Below are 14,984 nucleotides of genomic sequence, written 5' to 3' on the forward strand. Positions count from 1 at the left end.
TCGTCACACGGCGACAGGACCAACGAACTCAAGTGCGCTGGGGAGCTCAATGGCTGGCAAAACGATAACGAGAGCGGATCTGAGCGAGGCGGTTTACCAGAAGGTAGGCCTGTCGCGGACAGAATCAGCGGAGCTGGTGGAGCGGGTTCTGGCTGAAATCTGCGACTCCCTGGCCGCCGGCGAGACGGTCAAGCTGTCCTCCTTCGGCTCGTTCATCGTGCGCAGCAAGGGCGAGCGCGTCGGCCGCAACCCAAAGACTGGCGTCGAGGTTCCGATCGACCCACGCCGGGTCATGGTTTTCAAGCCTTCGAACGTCTTGAAGGCGCACATCAACGGTGAGACCTTCGAAGGCGAGGATTGATCCGGATGGCAAGCGGCGTCATGGACAAGAGCCCCGACGCATTCCGCACGATCAGCGAGGTCGCGGATGATCTCGATGTTCCTCAACATGTGCTGCGCTTCTGGGAAACACGGTTCAATCATATCAAGCCGCTGAAGCGCGGTGGCGGGCGCCGCTACTACCGTCCGGACGACGTCGATCTGCTCAAAGGGATCCGCCATCTCCTCTATGGCGAAGGCTATACGATCAAGGGGGTTCAGCGGATTCTGAAGGCAGAGGGCGTTCGCTTCGTCCAGGGGATCGGCCGGGGTGAGCAAACACTTGCCGAGCTTGGTTCTCAGCGCGACGTGGCACATCCCGATGAGGACGCTCCGGTCTCAGAGGCTTTGCTGCCCGAAGAGGACGATCTCTCTCCTGTCCCCCAAGGCGAACTGTCCCGGGAGGCGCTCCGCGAGCTCCAAGGGGCTCTGGAAGAGCTCTATGAGTGCGACCGGGTGCTGACGTCTTTGCGGAGCCCCGGAGAGGCTCTGGTCACGGAATAGCCGCCCATCCGGCAGCTGCGATCCGGCTTCGGGCCGGATGCCTGCCCGCATTGTACCCGTTTCGGCAGGCCAATCGAAAATGAGTGCGTTGCACCCTTGACAGGGTGATGAGCGGCTCTTAAACCGCACCCACACCGCTTCGGCGGTCCGATGCGCGGGCGTAGCTCAGTCGGTTAGAGTGCCGGCCTGTCACGCCGGAGGTCGCGGGTTCGAGCCCCGTCGCCCGCGCCACTTCTCCCCTTTGAAAAATCAGAATCAAGGCGACCCTTGCGGGGTCGTGTGGATGTCCATGGTCCAGCGTCAGCTTCATGGGCTGCCGTCAGCCGCGCCGGGGCGCTGCCAATCGAAAGGCAGCTCAGACCGCCGAAGAGACAGCATCCCAGTTTGGAATGGTTCTTTTTGCGGCAGTGCAAACACTTGTCACGGAAGGGGATCTCGGCTAAGGCTCCGGCGCAATCAGCGTGATGTCGCAGGGGGGTGTTTTAGGCCTTTCTGAGGCTTAAATGCGTTGCAGATTGCCGGCCCCGGGCCGGATTCCTGTCCTTCTAGGTGTCGTATGACGAATCTCCTCGCCGACTACCTGCCTCTTGTCATCTTCATCGGCGTCTCGCTCCTGATCGGGGTGGCGCTGCTCGTGGCGCCGTTCATCGTCGCCTACAGCCGCCCAGACCAGGAGAAGCTGTCCGCCTATGAGTGCGGCTTCAACGCGTTCGACGACGCCCGCATGAAGTTCGACGTGCGGTTTTATCTGGTGGCCATTCTTTTCATCATCTTCGACCTCGAAGTGGCGTTCCTGTTCCCCTGGGCTATTACGTTCGGGAATCTCGGCTGGTTCGGCTTCTCCTCCATGATGATCTTCCTTGGAGTGCTGACGGTCGGCTTCATCTACGAGTGGAAGAAGGGAGCCCTCGAATGGGATTGATCTCCGACAACCAGTCGACCCTGGTCGCTCCCGCTCCCCGCGGCATCATCGACCCGAGCACCGGCAAGCCGGTCGGCTCGACGGATCCTTATTTCGTCTCCATCAACGAGGAATTGTCCGACAAGGGCTTTCTCGTTACCTCGACCGAGGACCTCATCACCTGGGCGCGCACCGGCTCGCTCATGTGGATGACCTTCGGTCTGGCCTGCTGCGCCGTCGAGATGATGCAGATGTCCATGCCGCGCTACGACGCCGAGCGCTTTGGGTTCGCGCCGCGCGCCTCACCGCGCCAGTCGGACGTGATGATTGTGGCCGGTACGCTCACCAACAAGATGGCTCCCGCGCTCCGCAAGGTCTACGACCAGATGCCGGAGCCGCGCTACGTCATCTCCATGGGCTCCTGCGCCAATGGCGGCGGCTATTATCACTTCTCCTATTCCGTGGTGCGTGGCTGCGACCGCATCGTGCCGGTCGACATCTACGTGCCGGGCTGCCCGCCCACGGCTGAGGCACTCCTCTATGGCGTGCTCCTTCTGCAGAAGAAGATCCGCCGCACCGGTACTATCGAGCGCTGAGCAAAGGTCATCGTATGAGTGCTGAGCTCCAAGCCCTGAGCGACCATATCGCCTCGTCCCTCGGCGAGGCCGTTGTGGATCGTGCGATTGCCTTCGACGAGCTGACCATCGTCGCCCGTCGCGAGGAAATCGTGCAGGTGGTGACATTCCTGCGAGATGATCCGCAGTGCCGCTTCGTCTGTTTCATCGACATCTGCGGCGCCGATTACCCGGCGCGCGAAGAGCGGTTCGACGTGGTGTACCACTTCCTGGCACCGCACCATAACCGCCGCATCCGCGTGAAGGTGATGACCGACGAGGCGACGCCGGTTCCCTCGCTCGTCGGCCTCTTCCCGGCTGCGAACTGGTACGAGCGCGAGGCTTACGACCTGTATGGCATCCTGTTCTCGGGCCACCCAGACCTTCGCCGCATCCTCACGGACTACGGCTTCGAAGGGCATCCGCTGCGCAAGGACTTCCCCATGACCGGCTATGTCGAGGTTCGCTACGACGATGGCCAAGGTCGCGTGGTCTACGAGCCGGTGAAGCTCAGCCAGGAGTTCCGCAACTTCGACTTCCTCTCTCCCTGGGAGGGCACGGATTACGTGCTGCCGGGTGACGAGAAGGCCAAGGCTTAAAGGAGCGGAAAGGGCGACCCATGGGCGAGCATAATATCCGCAACTTCACGATCAATTTCGGCCCGCAGCACCCGGCTGCACACGGCGTTCTGCGCCTCGTGCTGGAGCTGGACGGCGAGGTGGTCGAGCGTGTCGATCCCCATATCGGCCTGCTCCACCGCGGCACCGAGAAGCTGATCGAGTACAAGACCTACGTTCAGGCCAATCCCTATTTCGACCGGCTCGACTATGTCGCGCCCATGAGCCAGGAACACGCCTACTGCCTCGCCATCGAGAAGCTTCTCGGCATCCAGGTGCCCCGGCGGGCCCAGCTGATCCGCGTGCTGTTCCTCGAGATCAGCCGGCTTCTGTCGCATCTCCTCAACGTGACCACGCAGGCCATGGACGTGGGCGCGCTCACGCCGCCCCTCTGGGGCTTCGAGGAGCGCGAGAAGCTGATGATCTTCTACGAGCGCGTTTCGGGCTCGCGCATGCATGCCAACTACTTCCGCCCCGGCGGCGTGAGCATGGATATCCAGCCGGAGCTGATCGACGATATCGAAGCTTTCTGCGATCCGTTCCTGCAGGTTCTCGATGACCTCGACACCCTCGTGATCGGCAACCGCATCTTCAAGCAGCGCAACGTCGATATCGGCACCATCACCCTGGACGATTGTTTCCGCTGGGGCTTCTCCGGGCCGCTCGTGCGCAGCTGCGGCGTGGCCTGGGACCTGCGCAAGTCGCAGCCCTACGAGTGCTACGAGGAGATGGAGTTCGACATCCCCGTGGGCCGGAACGGCGACAACTACGACCGCCAAGTGATCCGCATGGAGGAGATGCGCCAGTCCGTGCGCATCATGCGCCAGTGCATCGCCAAGCTGCGCGCGCCGGACGGCCAGGGTCCCGTGACTACGCTCGACGGCAAGGTCGCCCCGCCCTCGCGCAAGGACATGAAGCGCTCGATGGAAGCGCTGATCCACCACTTCAAGCTTTTCACGGAAGGCTTCCACGTCCCCGCGGGCGAGGTTTATGCCGCCGTGGAGGCCCCGAAGGGCGAGTTCGGCGTCTATCTCGTGTCGGACGGCACCAACAAGGCCTACCGCTGCAGGATCCGCGCCCCGGGCTTCGCCCATATGCAGGGCATGGATTTCATGTGCCGCGGCCACATGCTGGCCGACGTCGCGGGCGTTCTGGGCTCCCTCGACATCGTGTTCGGCGAGGTCGACCGCTGAGGAATACCTGCCCCGTAGGCGGAGCAGGAAGCCACGCTCTTTGAAGCGTGCTGAATTGGTTCAAGTCGTGTGGCCGGGCTGATGCCCGGCCATGACGATGAGGAGAAGAGTGTATGGCCGTTCGTAAGCTCGCGCCTGAAGAATTGCAGCCCCAGAGCTTCGTTCTCTCCCCGGAGACCGAGGCTTTTGCGGACAAGGAAATCGCCAAGTATCCCCCGGGCCGTCAGGCCTCGGCTGTGATGGCGTTGCTGGGCAAGGCCCAGGAGCAGGCGGGCGGCTGGCTTCCGCGCAAGGCCATCGAGGCCGTGGCCGCGAAGCTCGACATGGCGGTCATCCGCGTGATGGAGGTGGCGACCTTCTACACGATGTTCAACCTCGAGCCGGTCGGCAAGCATTTCATCCAGTTCTGCGGCACGACGCCCTGCATGCTGCGCGGGGCCGGGGACATCCGGAAGGTCCTGGAAAGCCGCGTCGGCGAGCAGAACCATGTCAGCCCTGACGGCAACTTCTCGTGGCTCGAAGTCGAGTGCCTGGGTGCCTGCTCCAACGCCCCGATGGTACAGATCAACGACGACTACTACGAGGACCTGACGGCTGAGAATTTCGAGAAGCTTCTCGACGATCTTGCCGCCGGTCGTCCCGTGAAGAAGGGTTCGCAGATCGGCCGGAACCGGTCCGAGCCTTTCGAGGCCGTGAACACCCTGCAGGATCCGACGCTCTACGACGGCTCGCAAGTTGGCGCCTGGCGCAAGCGCTTCGACGAACAGGCGAAGGCTGCCGAGACGGGTGAAACCGCTGCAGCCATGGCGTCCATTCCAGAACAGGTGAAGGCTGCAAAGCCGACGGCCGGTCGCCCCATCGAGAGCCCCGTTGCGGACACCCCTGCGGAGCGTGCCAAGGAAGGCGAGACGCCGATCAATCCGGTCGACCAGAAGGAAGCCGCCGATCCGTCGACGGCCACCAAGGGCAAGTCGCATACGGAAGAGGGCGCAAGGCCTGCTCCGCAGAGCAGCAAGTCCTATGTGGCATCGCCGACGAAGGATGGTGAAGCGGTGCCCTCCAGCCCGACGACCCCGGAAGCCGGAACGCCGCCTGCCCAGGCCGAGACACGCCGCGACGGCAGCGAGAGCAAGCCGGCCGTGACCGTCGACAAAGACAACATGACGTCCTGATGGAGATGTCGGGAATGCTTCAGGACAGAGATCGTATCTTCACCAACCTCTACGGCTTCCATTCGCCGGACCTCAAGGCCGCGCAGATGCGCGGCGCATGGGACGGAACCAAGTTCCTCCTGGAGCAGGGCCGCGACTGGACCATCAACGAGATGAAGGCGTCCGGTCTGCGCGGCCGCGGCGGCGCAGGCTTCCCCACAGGCCTGAAATGGTCCTTCATGCCCAAGCAGTCGGATGGGCGTCCGCACTACCTGGTCGTGAACGCCGACGAGTCGGAGCCGGGCACCTGCAAGGACCGCGAGATCATGCGGAACGATCCGCATCTCCTGGTCGAGGGCTGCCTTCTCGCGTCCTTCGCCATGGGGGCTCACGCGGCCTACATCTACATCCGAGGCGAGTACGTGGCCGAGCGCTTTGCGCTCCAGCGGGCGGTGGACGAGGCTTATGAGGCCAAGCTCATCGGCAAGGACAACATCCACGGCTACCCCTTCGACCTCTACGTTCACCACGGCGCAGGCGCTTACATCTGCGGCGAGGAGACGGCTCTCATCGAGAGCATGGAGGGCAAGAAGGGCATGCCGCGCCTGAAGCCCCCGTTCCCGGCCAATATGGGCCTCTACGGCTGCCCCACGACCGTCAACAACGTTGAGTCCATCGCTGTCGCCGGCACGATCCTGCGCCGCGGCGCCTCCTGGTTCTCCGGCATCGGGCGCCCGAACAACGTGGGCACCAAGCTCTTCTGCGTGTCGGGCCACGTCAACAAGCCCTGCAACGTGGAAGAGGCCATGGGCCTCACCTTCCGGGAGCTGATCGACCGCCATTGCGGCGGCATCCGCGGCGGCTGGGACAACCTGCTGGGCGTGATCCCCGGCGGCTCGTCGGTTCCGATCGTTCCGGCTCATGAGATCGCCGACGCCCATATGGATTTCGACACGCTGCGGAACCTGAAGTCAGGCCTCGGCACCGCCGCCGTGATCGTGATGGACAAGTCCACCGACATTGTCCGCGCCATTGCCCGCCTCGCTTACTTCTACAAGCATGAGAGCTGCGGCCAGTGCACCCCGTGCCGCGAGGGCACGGGCTGGATGTGGCGCGTGCTCACCCGCATGGCCGAAGGCCGCGCCCAGAAGCGCGAGATCGACATGCTCCTCGAAGTCTCGACCCAGATCGAAGGCCACACCATCTGCGCGCTCGGCGACGCGGCGGCTTGGCCGGTCCAGGGTCTGATCCGCCACTTCCGTCATGAGATCGAGAAGCGGATCGACGATTACGCGGCGAACCCGCATTCCGAATCCGTCATGATCGCGGCGGAGTGAGATTGAAGATGGCGAAAATCATCGTTGATGGCGTCGAGGTCGACGTTCCTGCGGAATACACTCTGCTCCAGGCCGCCGAGGCGGCCGGGGCGGAAATTCCGCGCTTCTGCTACCACGAGCGGCTCTCGATCGCCGGCAACTGCCGCATGTGCCTGGTCGAGGTGAAGGGCGCGCCGAAGCCGGTGGCGTCCTGCGCCTGGGGCGTGCGCGACTGCCGTCCGGGCCCGAACGGCGAGCCGCCGGAGGTCTCCACGAAGTCGCCGACGGTGAAGAAGGCGCGGGAAGGGGTGATGGAGTTCCTCCTCATCAACCACCCGCTCGATTGCCCGATCTGCGACCAGGGCGGCCAGTGCGACCTGCAGGACCAGGCCATGGCCTATGGCGTCGACACCAGCCGCTTCCACGAGAACAAGCGCGCGGTGACCGACAAGTACCTCGGCCCGCTCGTGCGCACCTCCATGAACCGGTGCATCCACTGCACCCGCTGCGTGCGCTTCTCGGCCGAAGTGGCCGGCGTGCCGGATCTCGGCGCTCTCTGGCGCGGCGAGGACATGGAGATCACGAGCTATCTCGAGAAGGCCCTCGGCTCCGAGCTGCAGGCGAACATAGCGGATCTCTGCCCGGTCGGCGCTCTGACCCACAAGCCCGAAGCCTACCATTACCGTCCCTGGGAGCTCACCAAGACCGATTCCGTCGACGTGATGGATGCGGTCGGCTCGTCGATCCGCGTCGATTCCCGTGGCCGTGAGGTCATGCGCATCCTGCCGCGCGTGAACGAGGCGGTGAACGAGGAGTGGATCACCGACAAGACCCGCCAGATCGTGGACGGCCTGCGCCTCCAGCGCCTCGACCGCCCCTTCGTGCGCGAGAACGGCCGCCTGCGTCCTGCTTCCTGGCAGGAGGCTTTCGCCACCATCGCTGCCCGCGTGAAGGGTACGGACCCCAAGCGCGTCGGCGCGATCGTCGGCGACTTGGCTGCGGTGGAAGAGATGTACGCCCTGAAGCTCCTCATGGAGAGCCTCGGCGTCACCAACATCGACGCCCGCCAGGACGGCAGCGTGCTGACCCCGGTCTATGGCCGCGGCTCCTACCTGTTCAACACCACCATCTCAGGCATCGAGGATGCGGACGCGATCCTGATCGTGGGTTCGAACCCGCGCATCGAGGCCTCGCTCGTCAACGTGCGCATCCGCAAGCGCTGGCGCATGGCCCTGCCGCCGATTGCGCTGATCGGCGAACATGCGGACCTGACCTACCCTTATGAGTATCTCGGCGCAGGCCCCGAGACGCTCTCGGAGTTGGCCTCCGGCCGCCACAGCTTCATCGAGAAGCTGCGCGGCGCCGAGCGTCCGCTGATCATCGTGGGGCAGGGGGCTCTCTCCCGTCCGGACGGTCTGGCGGTTCTCTCCACTGTCGCTCAGCTCGCTCGTGATGTGGGCGCGGTCAAGGACGGCTGGAACGGCTTTTCGGTTCTGCACAATGCCGCCTCCCGCGTCGGCGCCCTCGATCTCGGCCTCGTGCCGGGCGAGTGGGGCCTGAACGCTCAGACAATGGCGCAGGGCGAAGTGGACGTGCTGTTCAATCTCGGTGTTGACGAGATCGACATCGCTCCCGGCGCTTTCGTGATCTACCAGGGTACCCATGGTGACCGCGGCGCGCACCGTGCCGACGTGATCCTGCCGGCGGCCACCTACACGGAGAAGTCCGGCACCTATGTGAACACGGAAGGCCGGGTGCAGCTCGCCAACCGCGCCGCCTTCGCCCCCGGCGAAGCCCGTGAGGATTGGGCGATCCTGCGCGCTCTGTCCGACGTGCTGGGCCATCGCCTGCCATTCGACTCGCTGAACGCCCTGCGGGCAAAGCTCTATACGGCCTATCCGCATTTCGCCGCGGTCGAGACGGTTCAGCCGGCTGACGGCTTCGCGGCTGTCCAGGCGCTCGCCAATATCGGCGGCACCATCGGGCGCGAGCCTTTCGTGAGCCCCGTGAAGGACTTCTACCTGACGAACCCCATTGCCCGCGCCTCCGGCGTCATGGCCGAGTGCTCCGCGCTCGCCCGTGAGCTGAAGCTCGAGGCGGCTGAGTAAGAGGAACGGATCATGGAATTTGGGGACATCCTCCTCGCCGTCGCGATCATGCTGGGCAAGAGCCTGCTCATGCTGGTCGCGCTGCTCATCTTCATTGCCTACGCGCTCTACGCCGACCGCAAGGTCTGGGCTGCCGTGCAGCTGCGCCGCGGCCCGAACGTGGTCGGCCCCTGGGGTCTGCTTCAGTCCTTCGCCGATCTGCTCAAGTTCGTGCTGAAGGAACCGATCATCCCGGCGCCTGCCAACAAGGGCATGTTCCTGCTGGCGCCGTTGCTGATGTGCACCCTGTCGCTCGCAGCCTGGGCGGTGATCCCGCTCAATGCCGGCTGGGCCATCGCCGACATCAACGTGGGCATCCTCTACATCTTCGCGATCTCGTCGCTCGGCGTCTATGGCGTCATCATGGGCGGCTGGGCCTCGAACTCGAAGTACCCGTTCCTGGGCGCGCTCCGCTCGGCGGCCCAGATGGTGTCCTACGAAGTCTCCATCGGCTTCGTGATCGTGACGGTGCTCATGTGCGCCGGCACCCTGAACCTGTCGGGCATCGTCGAATCCCAGAACACCAGCCTCGGCATTCTGGGCTGGTACTGGCTGCCGCTCTTCCCGATGTTCGTGGTGTTCTTCATCTCGGCCATGGCCGAGACGAACCGCCCGCCCTTCGACCTTCCGGAAGCCGAATCCGAACTCGTGGCCGGCTACATGGTGGAATATTCCTCCACCCCGTACCTGCTCTTCATGCTCGGCGAGTACGTGGCCATCATGACCATGTGCGCGCTCGGCACGATCCTGTTCCTGGGCGGCTGGCTCTCGCCGATCCCGTTCGCGCCCTTCACCTGGGTGCCGGGCGTGATCTGGTTCGTGCTGAAGGCAAGCTTCCTCTTCATCCTCATTGCCATGGTGAAAGCCCTGGTTCCCCGCTACCGCTACGATCAGCTCATGCGCCTCGGCTGGAAGGTTTTCCTGCCGCTGTCGCTCGCCATGGTCGTCATCGTGGCAGCTGTCCTGATGGTCACCGGCAATGCGCCGGGCGTCCGCTAAAGGAGATCGGCCATGCAGCTCGACCGCATTGCCCAATCCCTCCTGCTGAAGGAGTTCATCGCAGGCTTCGTCCTGACGGTGAAATACTTCTTCAAGCCGAAGGCGACCCTCAACTACCCGTTCGAGATGGGACATCGCGGGCCTCGCTTCCGGGGCGAGCATGCCCTGCGGCGTTACCCGAATGGGGAAGAGCGCTGCATCGCCTGCAAGCTCTGCGAAGCCATCTGCCCGGCTCAGGCCATCACCATCGAGGCCGGCCCGCGCCGGAACGACGGCACCCGCCGCACGACCCGCTACGACATCGACATGGTGAAGTGCATCTATTGCGGCATGTGCCAGGAGGCCTGCCCGGTAGACGCGATCGTGGAGGGGCCGAACTTCGAGTTCTCCGTGGAGACCCGCGAGGAGCTCTACTACGACAAGGCCAAGCTTCTCGAGAACGGGGAGCGCTGGGAGCGTGAGATCGCGAAGAACCTCGCGAAGAACGCCCCCTACCGGTAGGGGCGCCTCTGGTCCGTTGAGGGCAGGGGGCAAGCAGTTCCGGCGGGTTGTCCCCGCCGGATTCGGAATTTATAGACAGGCCGCCGGATTGTCCGGGGCCACGTCGGAAGGGGCCGCTCTCCAGCGGCTTGAATGAGCATGACGGTTACCGCCGCCTTCTTCTATCTGTTCGCGACGATCACGATCGCCTCCGGCTTCATGGTGATTGCCTCCCGCAATCCCGTGCAGTCGGTGCTGTTCCTCATCCTGGCCTTCGTGAACGCGGCGGGCCTGTTCCTTCTGATGGGGGCCGAGTTCCTGGCGATGATCCTGGTGATCGTCTATGTGGGCGCGGTCGCGGTGCTGTTCCTCTTCGTCGTCATGATGCTCGACGTGGATTTCGCGGCGCTCCGCCAGGGCTTCCTGCAATACCTGCCCATCGGCGGACTGATCGGGCTGATCCTGCTGCTGGAGCTGATCCTCGTGGTCGGTACCTACACCATCGATCCGGGTCTGGTCCGGTCCCCACAGGTGCCGATCCCGTCGGCCGACGTCATGACCAACACCGAGGCCATCGGCCAGGTGCTCTACACCCGTTACTTCTACTTCTTCCAGGCCGCCGGCCTGATCCTGCTGGTCGCCATGATCGGGGCCATCGTCCTGACCCTGCGCGAGCGGGTGGGCGTGCGGCGCCAGGACATCACCAAGCAGAACGCCCGGACGCAGGAAACGGCCGTCGAAGTGCGGAAGGTTCCCTTCCGCCAGGGCATCTAAGGAGGCGCGCCATGGTTATCGGACTGGGTCATTATCTCACCGTCGCGGCCGTCCTCTTCACGCTGGGCGTGTTCGGCATCTTCATCAACCGGAAGAACGTGATCGTCATCCTGATGTCCATCGAGCTGATCCTGCTCGCCGTGAACATCAACATGGTGGCCTTCTCGACGCACCTGAACGACATCGTCGGCCAGGTCTTCGCCATGCTGATCCTCACGGTCGCGGCGGCGGAGGCGGCCATCGGGTTGGCCATTCTCGTGGTCTTCTTCCGCAACCGCGGCTCCATCGCGGTTGAAGACGTCAACATGATGAGGGGCTAACGCCCGAACGGACCGGCGAAGTAAACGCACATGTATCACGCAATCGTCTTCCTGCCGCTCGTCGGCTTCCTCATCGCAGGCCTCTTCGGCCGTGTGCTCGGTCCCCGGCCGAGCGAGATCATCACGACGGCGCTGCTCTTCGTGGCGGCCGTCCTCTCCTGGGTGTCGTTCATCCAGGTCGGCTTCGGCGACGGCGCCACGCGGGTCCAGGTGGCCCAGTGGATGTCGGTCGGCGACCTGCAGGTCGACTGGGCGTTCCGGATCGATACGCTGACTGCCATGATGCTGGTGGTGGTGAACACCGTCTCGGCGCTCGTGCACCTCTACTCCATCGGCTACATGCACGAGGATCCGCACCGCTCGCGTTTCTTCGCCTACCTGTCGCTCTTCACCTTCACCATGCTCATGCTGGTGACCGCCGACAACCTCGTCCAGATGTTCTTCGGCTGGGAAGGCGTGGGCCTCGCGAGCTATCTGCTCATCGGCTTCTGGTATCAGAAGGACTCCGCCAACGCGGCGGCCATGAAGGCCTTCATCGTCAATCGCGTCGGCGATTTTGGCTTCCTGCTCGGCATCTTCACGGTCTTCGTCCTGTTCAACGGCGTGACCTTCGACGCGATCTTCCCGCGTGTGGCTGAACTGGCCAATGCCAACTTCACCTTCTTAGGGATCGAGTGGCATGCCCTGACGATCGCATGCCTGCTGCTCTTCATGGGCGCCATGGGCAAGTCGGCGCAGTTCCTGCTCCACACCTGGCTGCCGGACGCGATGGAGGGCCCGACCCCCGTCTCGGCCCTCATCCACGCCGCCACCATGGTGACCGCAGGCGTGTTCATGGTCGCGCGCCTGTCGCCGATCTTCGAATACGCTCCGGCGGCTCTGACGGTCGTTACGGTCATCGGCGGCATCACGGCCTTCTTCGCGGCCACCGTCGGCCTGGTGCAGAACGACATCAAGCGCGTCATTGCCTATTCGACCTGCTCGCAGCTCGGCTACATGTTCGTGGCGCTCGGCGTCGGAGCCTATAGCGCGGGCGTGTTCCACCTCTTCACGCACGCGTTCTTCAAGGCCCTGCTGTTCCTGGGCGCCGGCTCGGTGATCCACGCGATGCACCATGAGCAGGACATGCGCCACATGGGTGCCTTGCGCCGCTACATTCCCCTCACCACTGCCATGATGGCGATCGGAACGCTGGCGCTCACGGGCTTTCCGTTCACCGCTGGCTACTACTCGAAGGACGCGATTATCGAGGCGGCCTATGCGGCTCACTCAACCGCCGGCTCCTTTGCCTTCCTGGCAACGGTGGTCGCCGCCTTCATGACGTCGTTCTATTCCTGGCGTCTGTTCTTCCTCACCTTCGAGGGCACCGCGCGCTGGGGACATGGCCATCACGGCCATGCGGCTCATGCTCCGCATTCCCATGAGGGCGTGGAGCACGACGACCATAACCGTGACGTAGAGCCGGCAAGCCATGCCCAGCACGAGCATGGCCATCATGGAGACCATACGCCCCATGAGAGCCCATTGGTGATGCTGCTGCCGCTGATCGTGCTCGCCATCGGCGCAGTCGTGGCCGGCATCGTCTTCCACAACGCCTTCATCGGCGAGGGGTATCAGGAGTTCTGGAAGGGTGCCCTGTTCACCCGGCCCGAAAACCATATCCTCGAGGAGATGCACCATCTCCCGGCCTGGGTGCCGCTGCTCCCGACGGTCATGATGGCTCTGGGCTTCGTCCTGGCCTATTACATGTACATCGTCGATGCGAAGCAGCCGGCCAAGCTCGCGGCCGATCACCCGATCCTGTACCGCTTCCTGCTCAACAAGTGGTACTTCGACGAGCTCTACGATGCGATCTTCGTGCGTCCCGCCATGGCCATCGGCCGCTTCTTCTGGCGCACGGGCGATCAGCGGATCATCGACGGGCTCGGGCCTGACGGCATCTCCGCTCGTGTCATGGACGTGACGCGCGGCGTGGTGCGGGTACAGACCGGCTATGTCTACCACTATGCCTTCGCGATGCTGATCGGCGTTGCGGCTCTCGTGACCTTCTATCTCTTCAGGGGAGCCCGTTAATGCTCGGCTTCGGCATCCTCTCCGGCCTGCTCGTTCTCCCGCTCGTCGGGGCGGCCTTCATCCTGACCCTGCGCGGCGACAGCGAGGCTGCTCGCTCCAACGCCCGCTGGGCGGCGCTCGCCACGACAATCGCCACCTTCCTGCTGTCGCTGGTCGCCTGGGCGCGGTTCGACACGGCAACGGCGTCGTTCCAGCTCGTGGAAAGCCATGTGTGGCTGACCGAGACCATCCGGTTCAAGCTCGGTGTCGACGGCTTCTCCATGCCGCTGATCCTGCTCACCACGTTCCTGATGCCGTTCTGCATCCTGGCGTCGTGGGAATCCATCGGCCACCGGGTGAAGGAATACTTCGTCGCCTTCCTGGTTCTCGAGACCACGATGATCGGCGTGTTCTGCGCCCTCGACCTCGTGCTGTTCTACCTGTTCTTCGAGGCAGGCCTGATCCCGATGTTCCTCATCATCGGCATCTGGGGCGGCAAGCGGCGCATCTACGCGAGCTTCAAGTTCTTCCTCTATACGCTGCTCGGCTCGGTGCTGATGCTGCTCGCCATCATGGCCATGTACTGGCAGGCCGGCACCACGGACATCCCGACGCTTCTGGCGTTCAAGTTCGGGTCGAGCCTTCAGACTTGGCTGTGGCTCGCCTTCTTCGCCTCGTTCGCGGTGAAGATGCCCATGTGGCCGGTCCATACCTGGTTGCCGGATGCCCACGTGGAGGCGCCGACGGCAGGCTCCGTGATCCTGGCAGGTGTGCTCTTGAAGATGGGCGGCTACGGCTTCATCCGTGTGTCGCTGCCGATGTTCCCCGAGGCTTCGGAGTATTTCGCCCCGCTGGTCTTCGCCCTCTCGGTGATCGCCATCGTCTACACCTCGCTGGTCGCCCTCATGCAGGAGGACATCAAGAAGCTCATCGCCTATTCCTCGGTGGCGCATATGGGCTTCGTGACCATGGGCCTGTTCAGCATGAACGAGCAGGGCATCCAGGGTGCCATGTTCACCATGATCTCCCACGGCCTCATCTCCGGTGCGCTCTTCCTGTGCGTGGGCGTGATCTACGACCGGATGCACACCCGCGAGATCAAGGCCTATGGCGGCCTCGTGAACCGGATGCCCATGTATGCGGTGGTGTTCCTGATCCTCACCATGGCCAACGTGGCCCTGCCGGGCACCTCGGGCTTCATCGGCGAGTTCCTGACCCTGATGGGGGCCTTCCGGTCCAACACCTGGGTGGCCTTCTTCGCGACCACCGGCGTGATCCTGTCGGCTGCTTACGCGCTCTGGCTCTACCGTCGCGTGGTTTACGGAGAACTCGACAAGCCGGCGCTCCAGACGATCACCGATCTGAACCGTCGTGAAATCATCACCTTCGCGCCTCTGATCGTTCTCATCATCTATTACGGCGTGCAGCCCGGCCCGATCCTCGATGTCTTCGCGGCACCGACGGAGACGCTTCTCAACAACGTTCAGGCCGCGCTCGCTACCGTGAAAACGGCCGCTGTCGCCGCACACTGAGGTCAC

Annotated in this window: 15 protein-coding genes and 1 tRNA gene; all 16 read left to right on the forward strand. The window is 63.8% G+C overall.

The annotated features are described in order from the left end of the window. The first annotated feature begins 49 nt into the window (after window positions 1-49). The 16 genes from JQC81_RS10395 (at window position 50) to JQC81_RS10470 (ending at window position 14,978) form a co-directional block, all read left to right on the forward strand. Window positions 50-361, forward strand: coding sequence for an integration host factor subunit alpha (locus tag JQC81_RS10395; RefSeq protein WP_009491113.1), 312 nt, complete (start codon window positions 50-52; stop codon window positions 359-361). A gap of 20 nt (window positions 362-381) precedes the next feature. Further along, a complete protein-coding gene (locus JQC81_RS10400; protein WP_203271779.1) occupies window positions 382-882 on the forward strand; it encodes a MerR family transcriptional regulator in 501 nt (166 codons plus the stop codon). Between the two features lie 154 nt (window positions 883-1,036). Further along, window positions 1,037-1,113 (forward strand) — tRNA-Asp (locus JQC81_RS10405). A gap of 325 nt (window positions 1,114-1,438) precedes the next feature. Beyond that, entirely contained in the window at window positions 1,439-1,804 is a 366-nt protein-coding gene (locus tag JQC81_RS10410; RefSeq protein ID WP_201860193.1) for an NADH-quinone oxidoreductase subunit A, read from the forward strand. Next, window positions 1,795-2,379: a NuoB/complex I 20 kDa subunit family protein gene (locus JQC81_RS10415; RefSeq protein WP_203271748.1), complete on the forward strand. Its 585-nt coding sequence runs from the start codon at window positions 1,795-1,797 to the stop codon at window positions 2,377-2,379. The genes JQC81_RS10410 and JQC81_RS10415 overlap by 10 nt, the downstream gene beginning before the upstream one ends. A 14-nt stretch (window positions 2,380-2,393) precedes the next feature. Continuing rightward, window positions 2,394-2,996: an NADH-quinone oxidoreductase subunit C gene (locus JQC81_RS10420; protein ID WP_203271749.1), complete on the forward strand. Its 603-nt coding sequence runs from the start codon at window positions 2,394-2,396 to the stop codon at window positions 2,994-2,996. 20 nt (window positions 2,997-3,016) lie between these two features. Then, window positions 3,017-4,207, forward strand: a complete 1,191-nt coding sequence (locus JQC81_RS10425) for an NADH-quinone oxidoreductase subunit D (RefSeq protein ID WP_203271750.1) — start codon at window positions 3,017-3,019, stop codon at window positions 4,205-4,207. 113 nt (window positions 4,208-4,320) lie between these two features. Next, entirely contained in the window at window positions 4,321-5,379 is a 1,059-nt protein-coding gene (gene nuoE, locus JQC81_RS10430; protein ID WP_203271751.1) for an NADH-quinone oxidoreductase subunit NuoE, read from the forward strand. 14 nt (window positions 5,380-5,393) lie between these two features. Further along, window positions 5,394-6,695, forward strand: a complete 1,302-nt coding sequence (gene nuoF, locus JQC81_RS10435; protein WP_203271752.1) for an NADH-quinone oxidoreductase subunit NuoF — start codon at window positions 5,394-5,396, stop codon at window positions 6,693-6,695. Window positions 6,696-6,703: 8 nt separating this feature from the next. Further along, on the forward strand, window positions 6,704-8,782 hold the full coding sequence (gene nuoG, locus JQC81_RS10440; protein WP_203271753.1) for an NADH-quinone oxidoreductase subunit NuoG: 2,079 nt from the start codon (window positions 6,704-6,706) through the stop codon (window positions 8,780-8,782). Between the two features lie 12 nt (window positions 8,783-8,794). Next, window positions 8,795-9,820, forward strand: a complete 1,026-nt coding sequence (gene nuoH / locus JQC81_RS10445) for an NADH-quinone oxidoreductase subunit NuoH (RefSeq protein ID WP_203271754.1) — start codon at window positions 8,795-8,797, stop codon at window positions 9,818-9,820. A gap of 12 nt (window positions 9,821-9,832) precedes the next feature. Further along, window positions 9,833-10,321 (forward strand): NADH-quinone oxidoreductase subunit NuoI, encoded by a 489-nt coding sequence (gene nuoI, locus JQC81_RS10450; protein WP_203271755.1) that lies wholly within the window; start codon window positions 9,833-9,835, stop codon window positions 10,319-10,321. A 138-nt stretch (window positions 10,322-10,459) separates the two neighbouring features. Then, a complete protein-coding gene (locus JQC81_RS10455) occupies window positions 10,460-11,074 on the forward strand; it encodes an NADH-quinone oxidoreductase subunit J (RefSeq protein WP_190846647.1) in 615 nt (204 codons plus the stop codon). A gap of 11 nt (window positions 11,075-11,085) precedes the next feature. Then, window positions 11,086-11,394, forward strand: a complete 309-nt coding sequence (gene nuoK / locus JQC81_RS10460; RefSeq protein WP_036353841.1) for an NADH-quinone oxidoreductase subunit NuoK — start codon at window positions 11,086-11,088, stop codon at window positions 11,392-11,394. Window positions 11,395-11,424: 30 nt separating this feature from the next. Beyond that, window positions 11,425-13,467 (forward strand): NADH-quinone oxidoreductase subunit L, encoded by a 2,043-nt coding sequence (gene nuoL, locus JQC81_RS10465; RefSeq protein ID WP_203271756.1) that lies wholly within the window; start codon window positions 11,425-11,427, stop codon window positions 13,465-13,467. After that, window positions 13,467-14,978, forward strand: a complete 1,512-nt coding sequence (locus JQC81_RS10470; RefSeq protein ID WP_203271757.1) for an NADH-quinone oxidoreductase subunit M — start codon at window positions 13,467-13,469, stop codon at window positions 14,976-14,978. Before nuoL ends, JQC81_RS10470 begins: the two co-directional genes overlap by 1 nt. Window positions 14,979-14,984 lie beyond the last annotated feature (6 nt).

This window comes from Microvirga arabica (assembly GCF_016811235.1).
Classification (GTDB): Bacteria; Pseudomonadota; Alphaproteobacteria; order Rhizobiales; family Beijerinckiaceae; genus Microvirga; species Microvirga arabica.

Bases quoted from the DNA above. Each gene is read 5' to 3' on its own strand.
- nuoE (WP_203271751.1), top strand. From the start codon at position 4,321: ATGGCCGTTCGTAAGCTCGCGCCTGAAGAATTGCAGCCCCAGAGCTTC.
- nuoF (WP_203271752.1), top strand. From the start codon at position 5,394: ATGCTTCAGGACAGAGATCGTATCTTCACCAACCTCTACGGCTTCCAT.
- nuoH (WP_203271754.1), top strand. From the start codon at position 8,795: ATGGAATTTGGGGACATCCTCCTCGCCGTCGCGATCATGCTGGGCAAG.
- JQC81_RS10425 (WP_203271750.1), top strand. From the start codon at position 3,017: ATGGGCGAGCATAATATCCGCAACTTCACGATCAATTTCGGCCCGCAG.
- nuoG (WP_203271753.1), top strand. From the start codon at position 6,704: ATGGCGAAAATCATCGTTGATGGCGTCGAGGTCGACGTTCCTGCGGAA.
- nuoI (WP_203271755.1), top strand. From the start codon at position 9,833: ATGCAGCTCGACCGCATTGCCCAATCCCTCCTGCTGAAGGAGTTCATC.
- JQC81_RS10455 (WP_190846647.1), top strand. From the start codon at position 10,460: ATGACGGTTACCGCCGCCTTCTTCTATCTGTTCGCGACGATCACGATC.
- JQC81_RS10400 (WP_203271779.1), top strand. From the start codon at position 382: ATGGACAAGAGCCCCGACGCATTCCGCACGATCAGCGAGGTCGCGGAT.
- JQC81_RS10395 (WP_009491113.1), top strand. From the start codon at position 50: ATGGCTGGCAAAACGATAACGAGAGCGGATCTGAGCGAGGCGGTTTAC.
- JQC81_RS10470 (WP_203271757.1), top strand. From the start codon at position 13,467: ATGCTCGGCTTCGGCATCCTCTCCGGCCTGCTCGTTCTCCCGCTCGTC.
- JQC81_RS10410 (WP_201860193.1), top strand. From the start codon at position 1,439: ATGACGAATCTCCTCGCCGACTACCTGCCTCTTGTCATCTTCATCGGC.
- nuoL (WP_203271756.1), top strand. From the start codon at position 11,425: ATGTATCACGCAATCGTCTTCCTGCCGCTCGTCGGCTTCCTCATCGCA.
- JQC81_RS10420 (WP_203271749.1), top strand. From the start codon at position 2,394: ATGAGTGCTGAGCTCCAAGCCCTGAGCGACCATATCGCCTCGTCCCTC.
- nuoK (WP_036353841.1), top strand. From the start codon at position 11,086: ATGGTTATCGGACTGGGTCATTATCTCACCGTCGCGGCCGTCCTCTTC.
- JQC81_RS10415 (WP_203271748.1), top strand. From the start codon at position 1,795: ATGGGATTGATCTCCGACAACCAGTCGACCCTGGTCGCTCCCGCTCCC.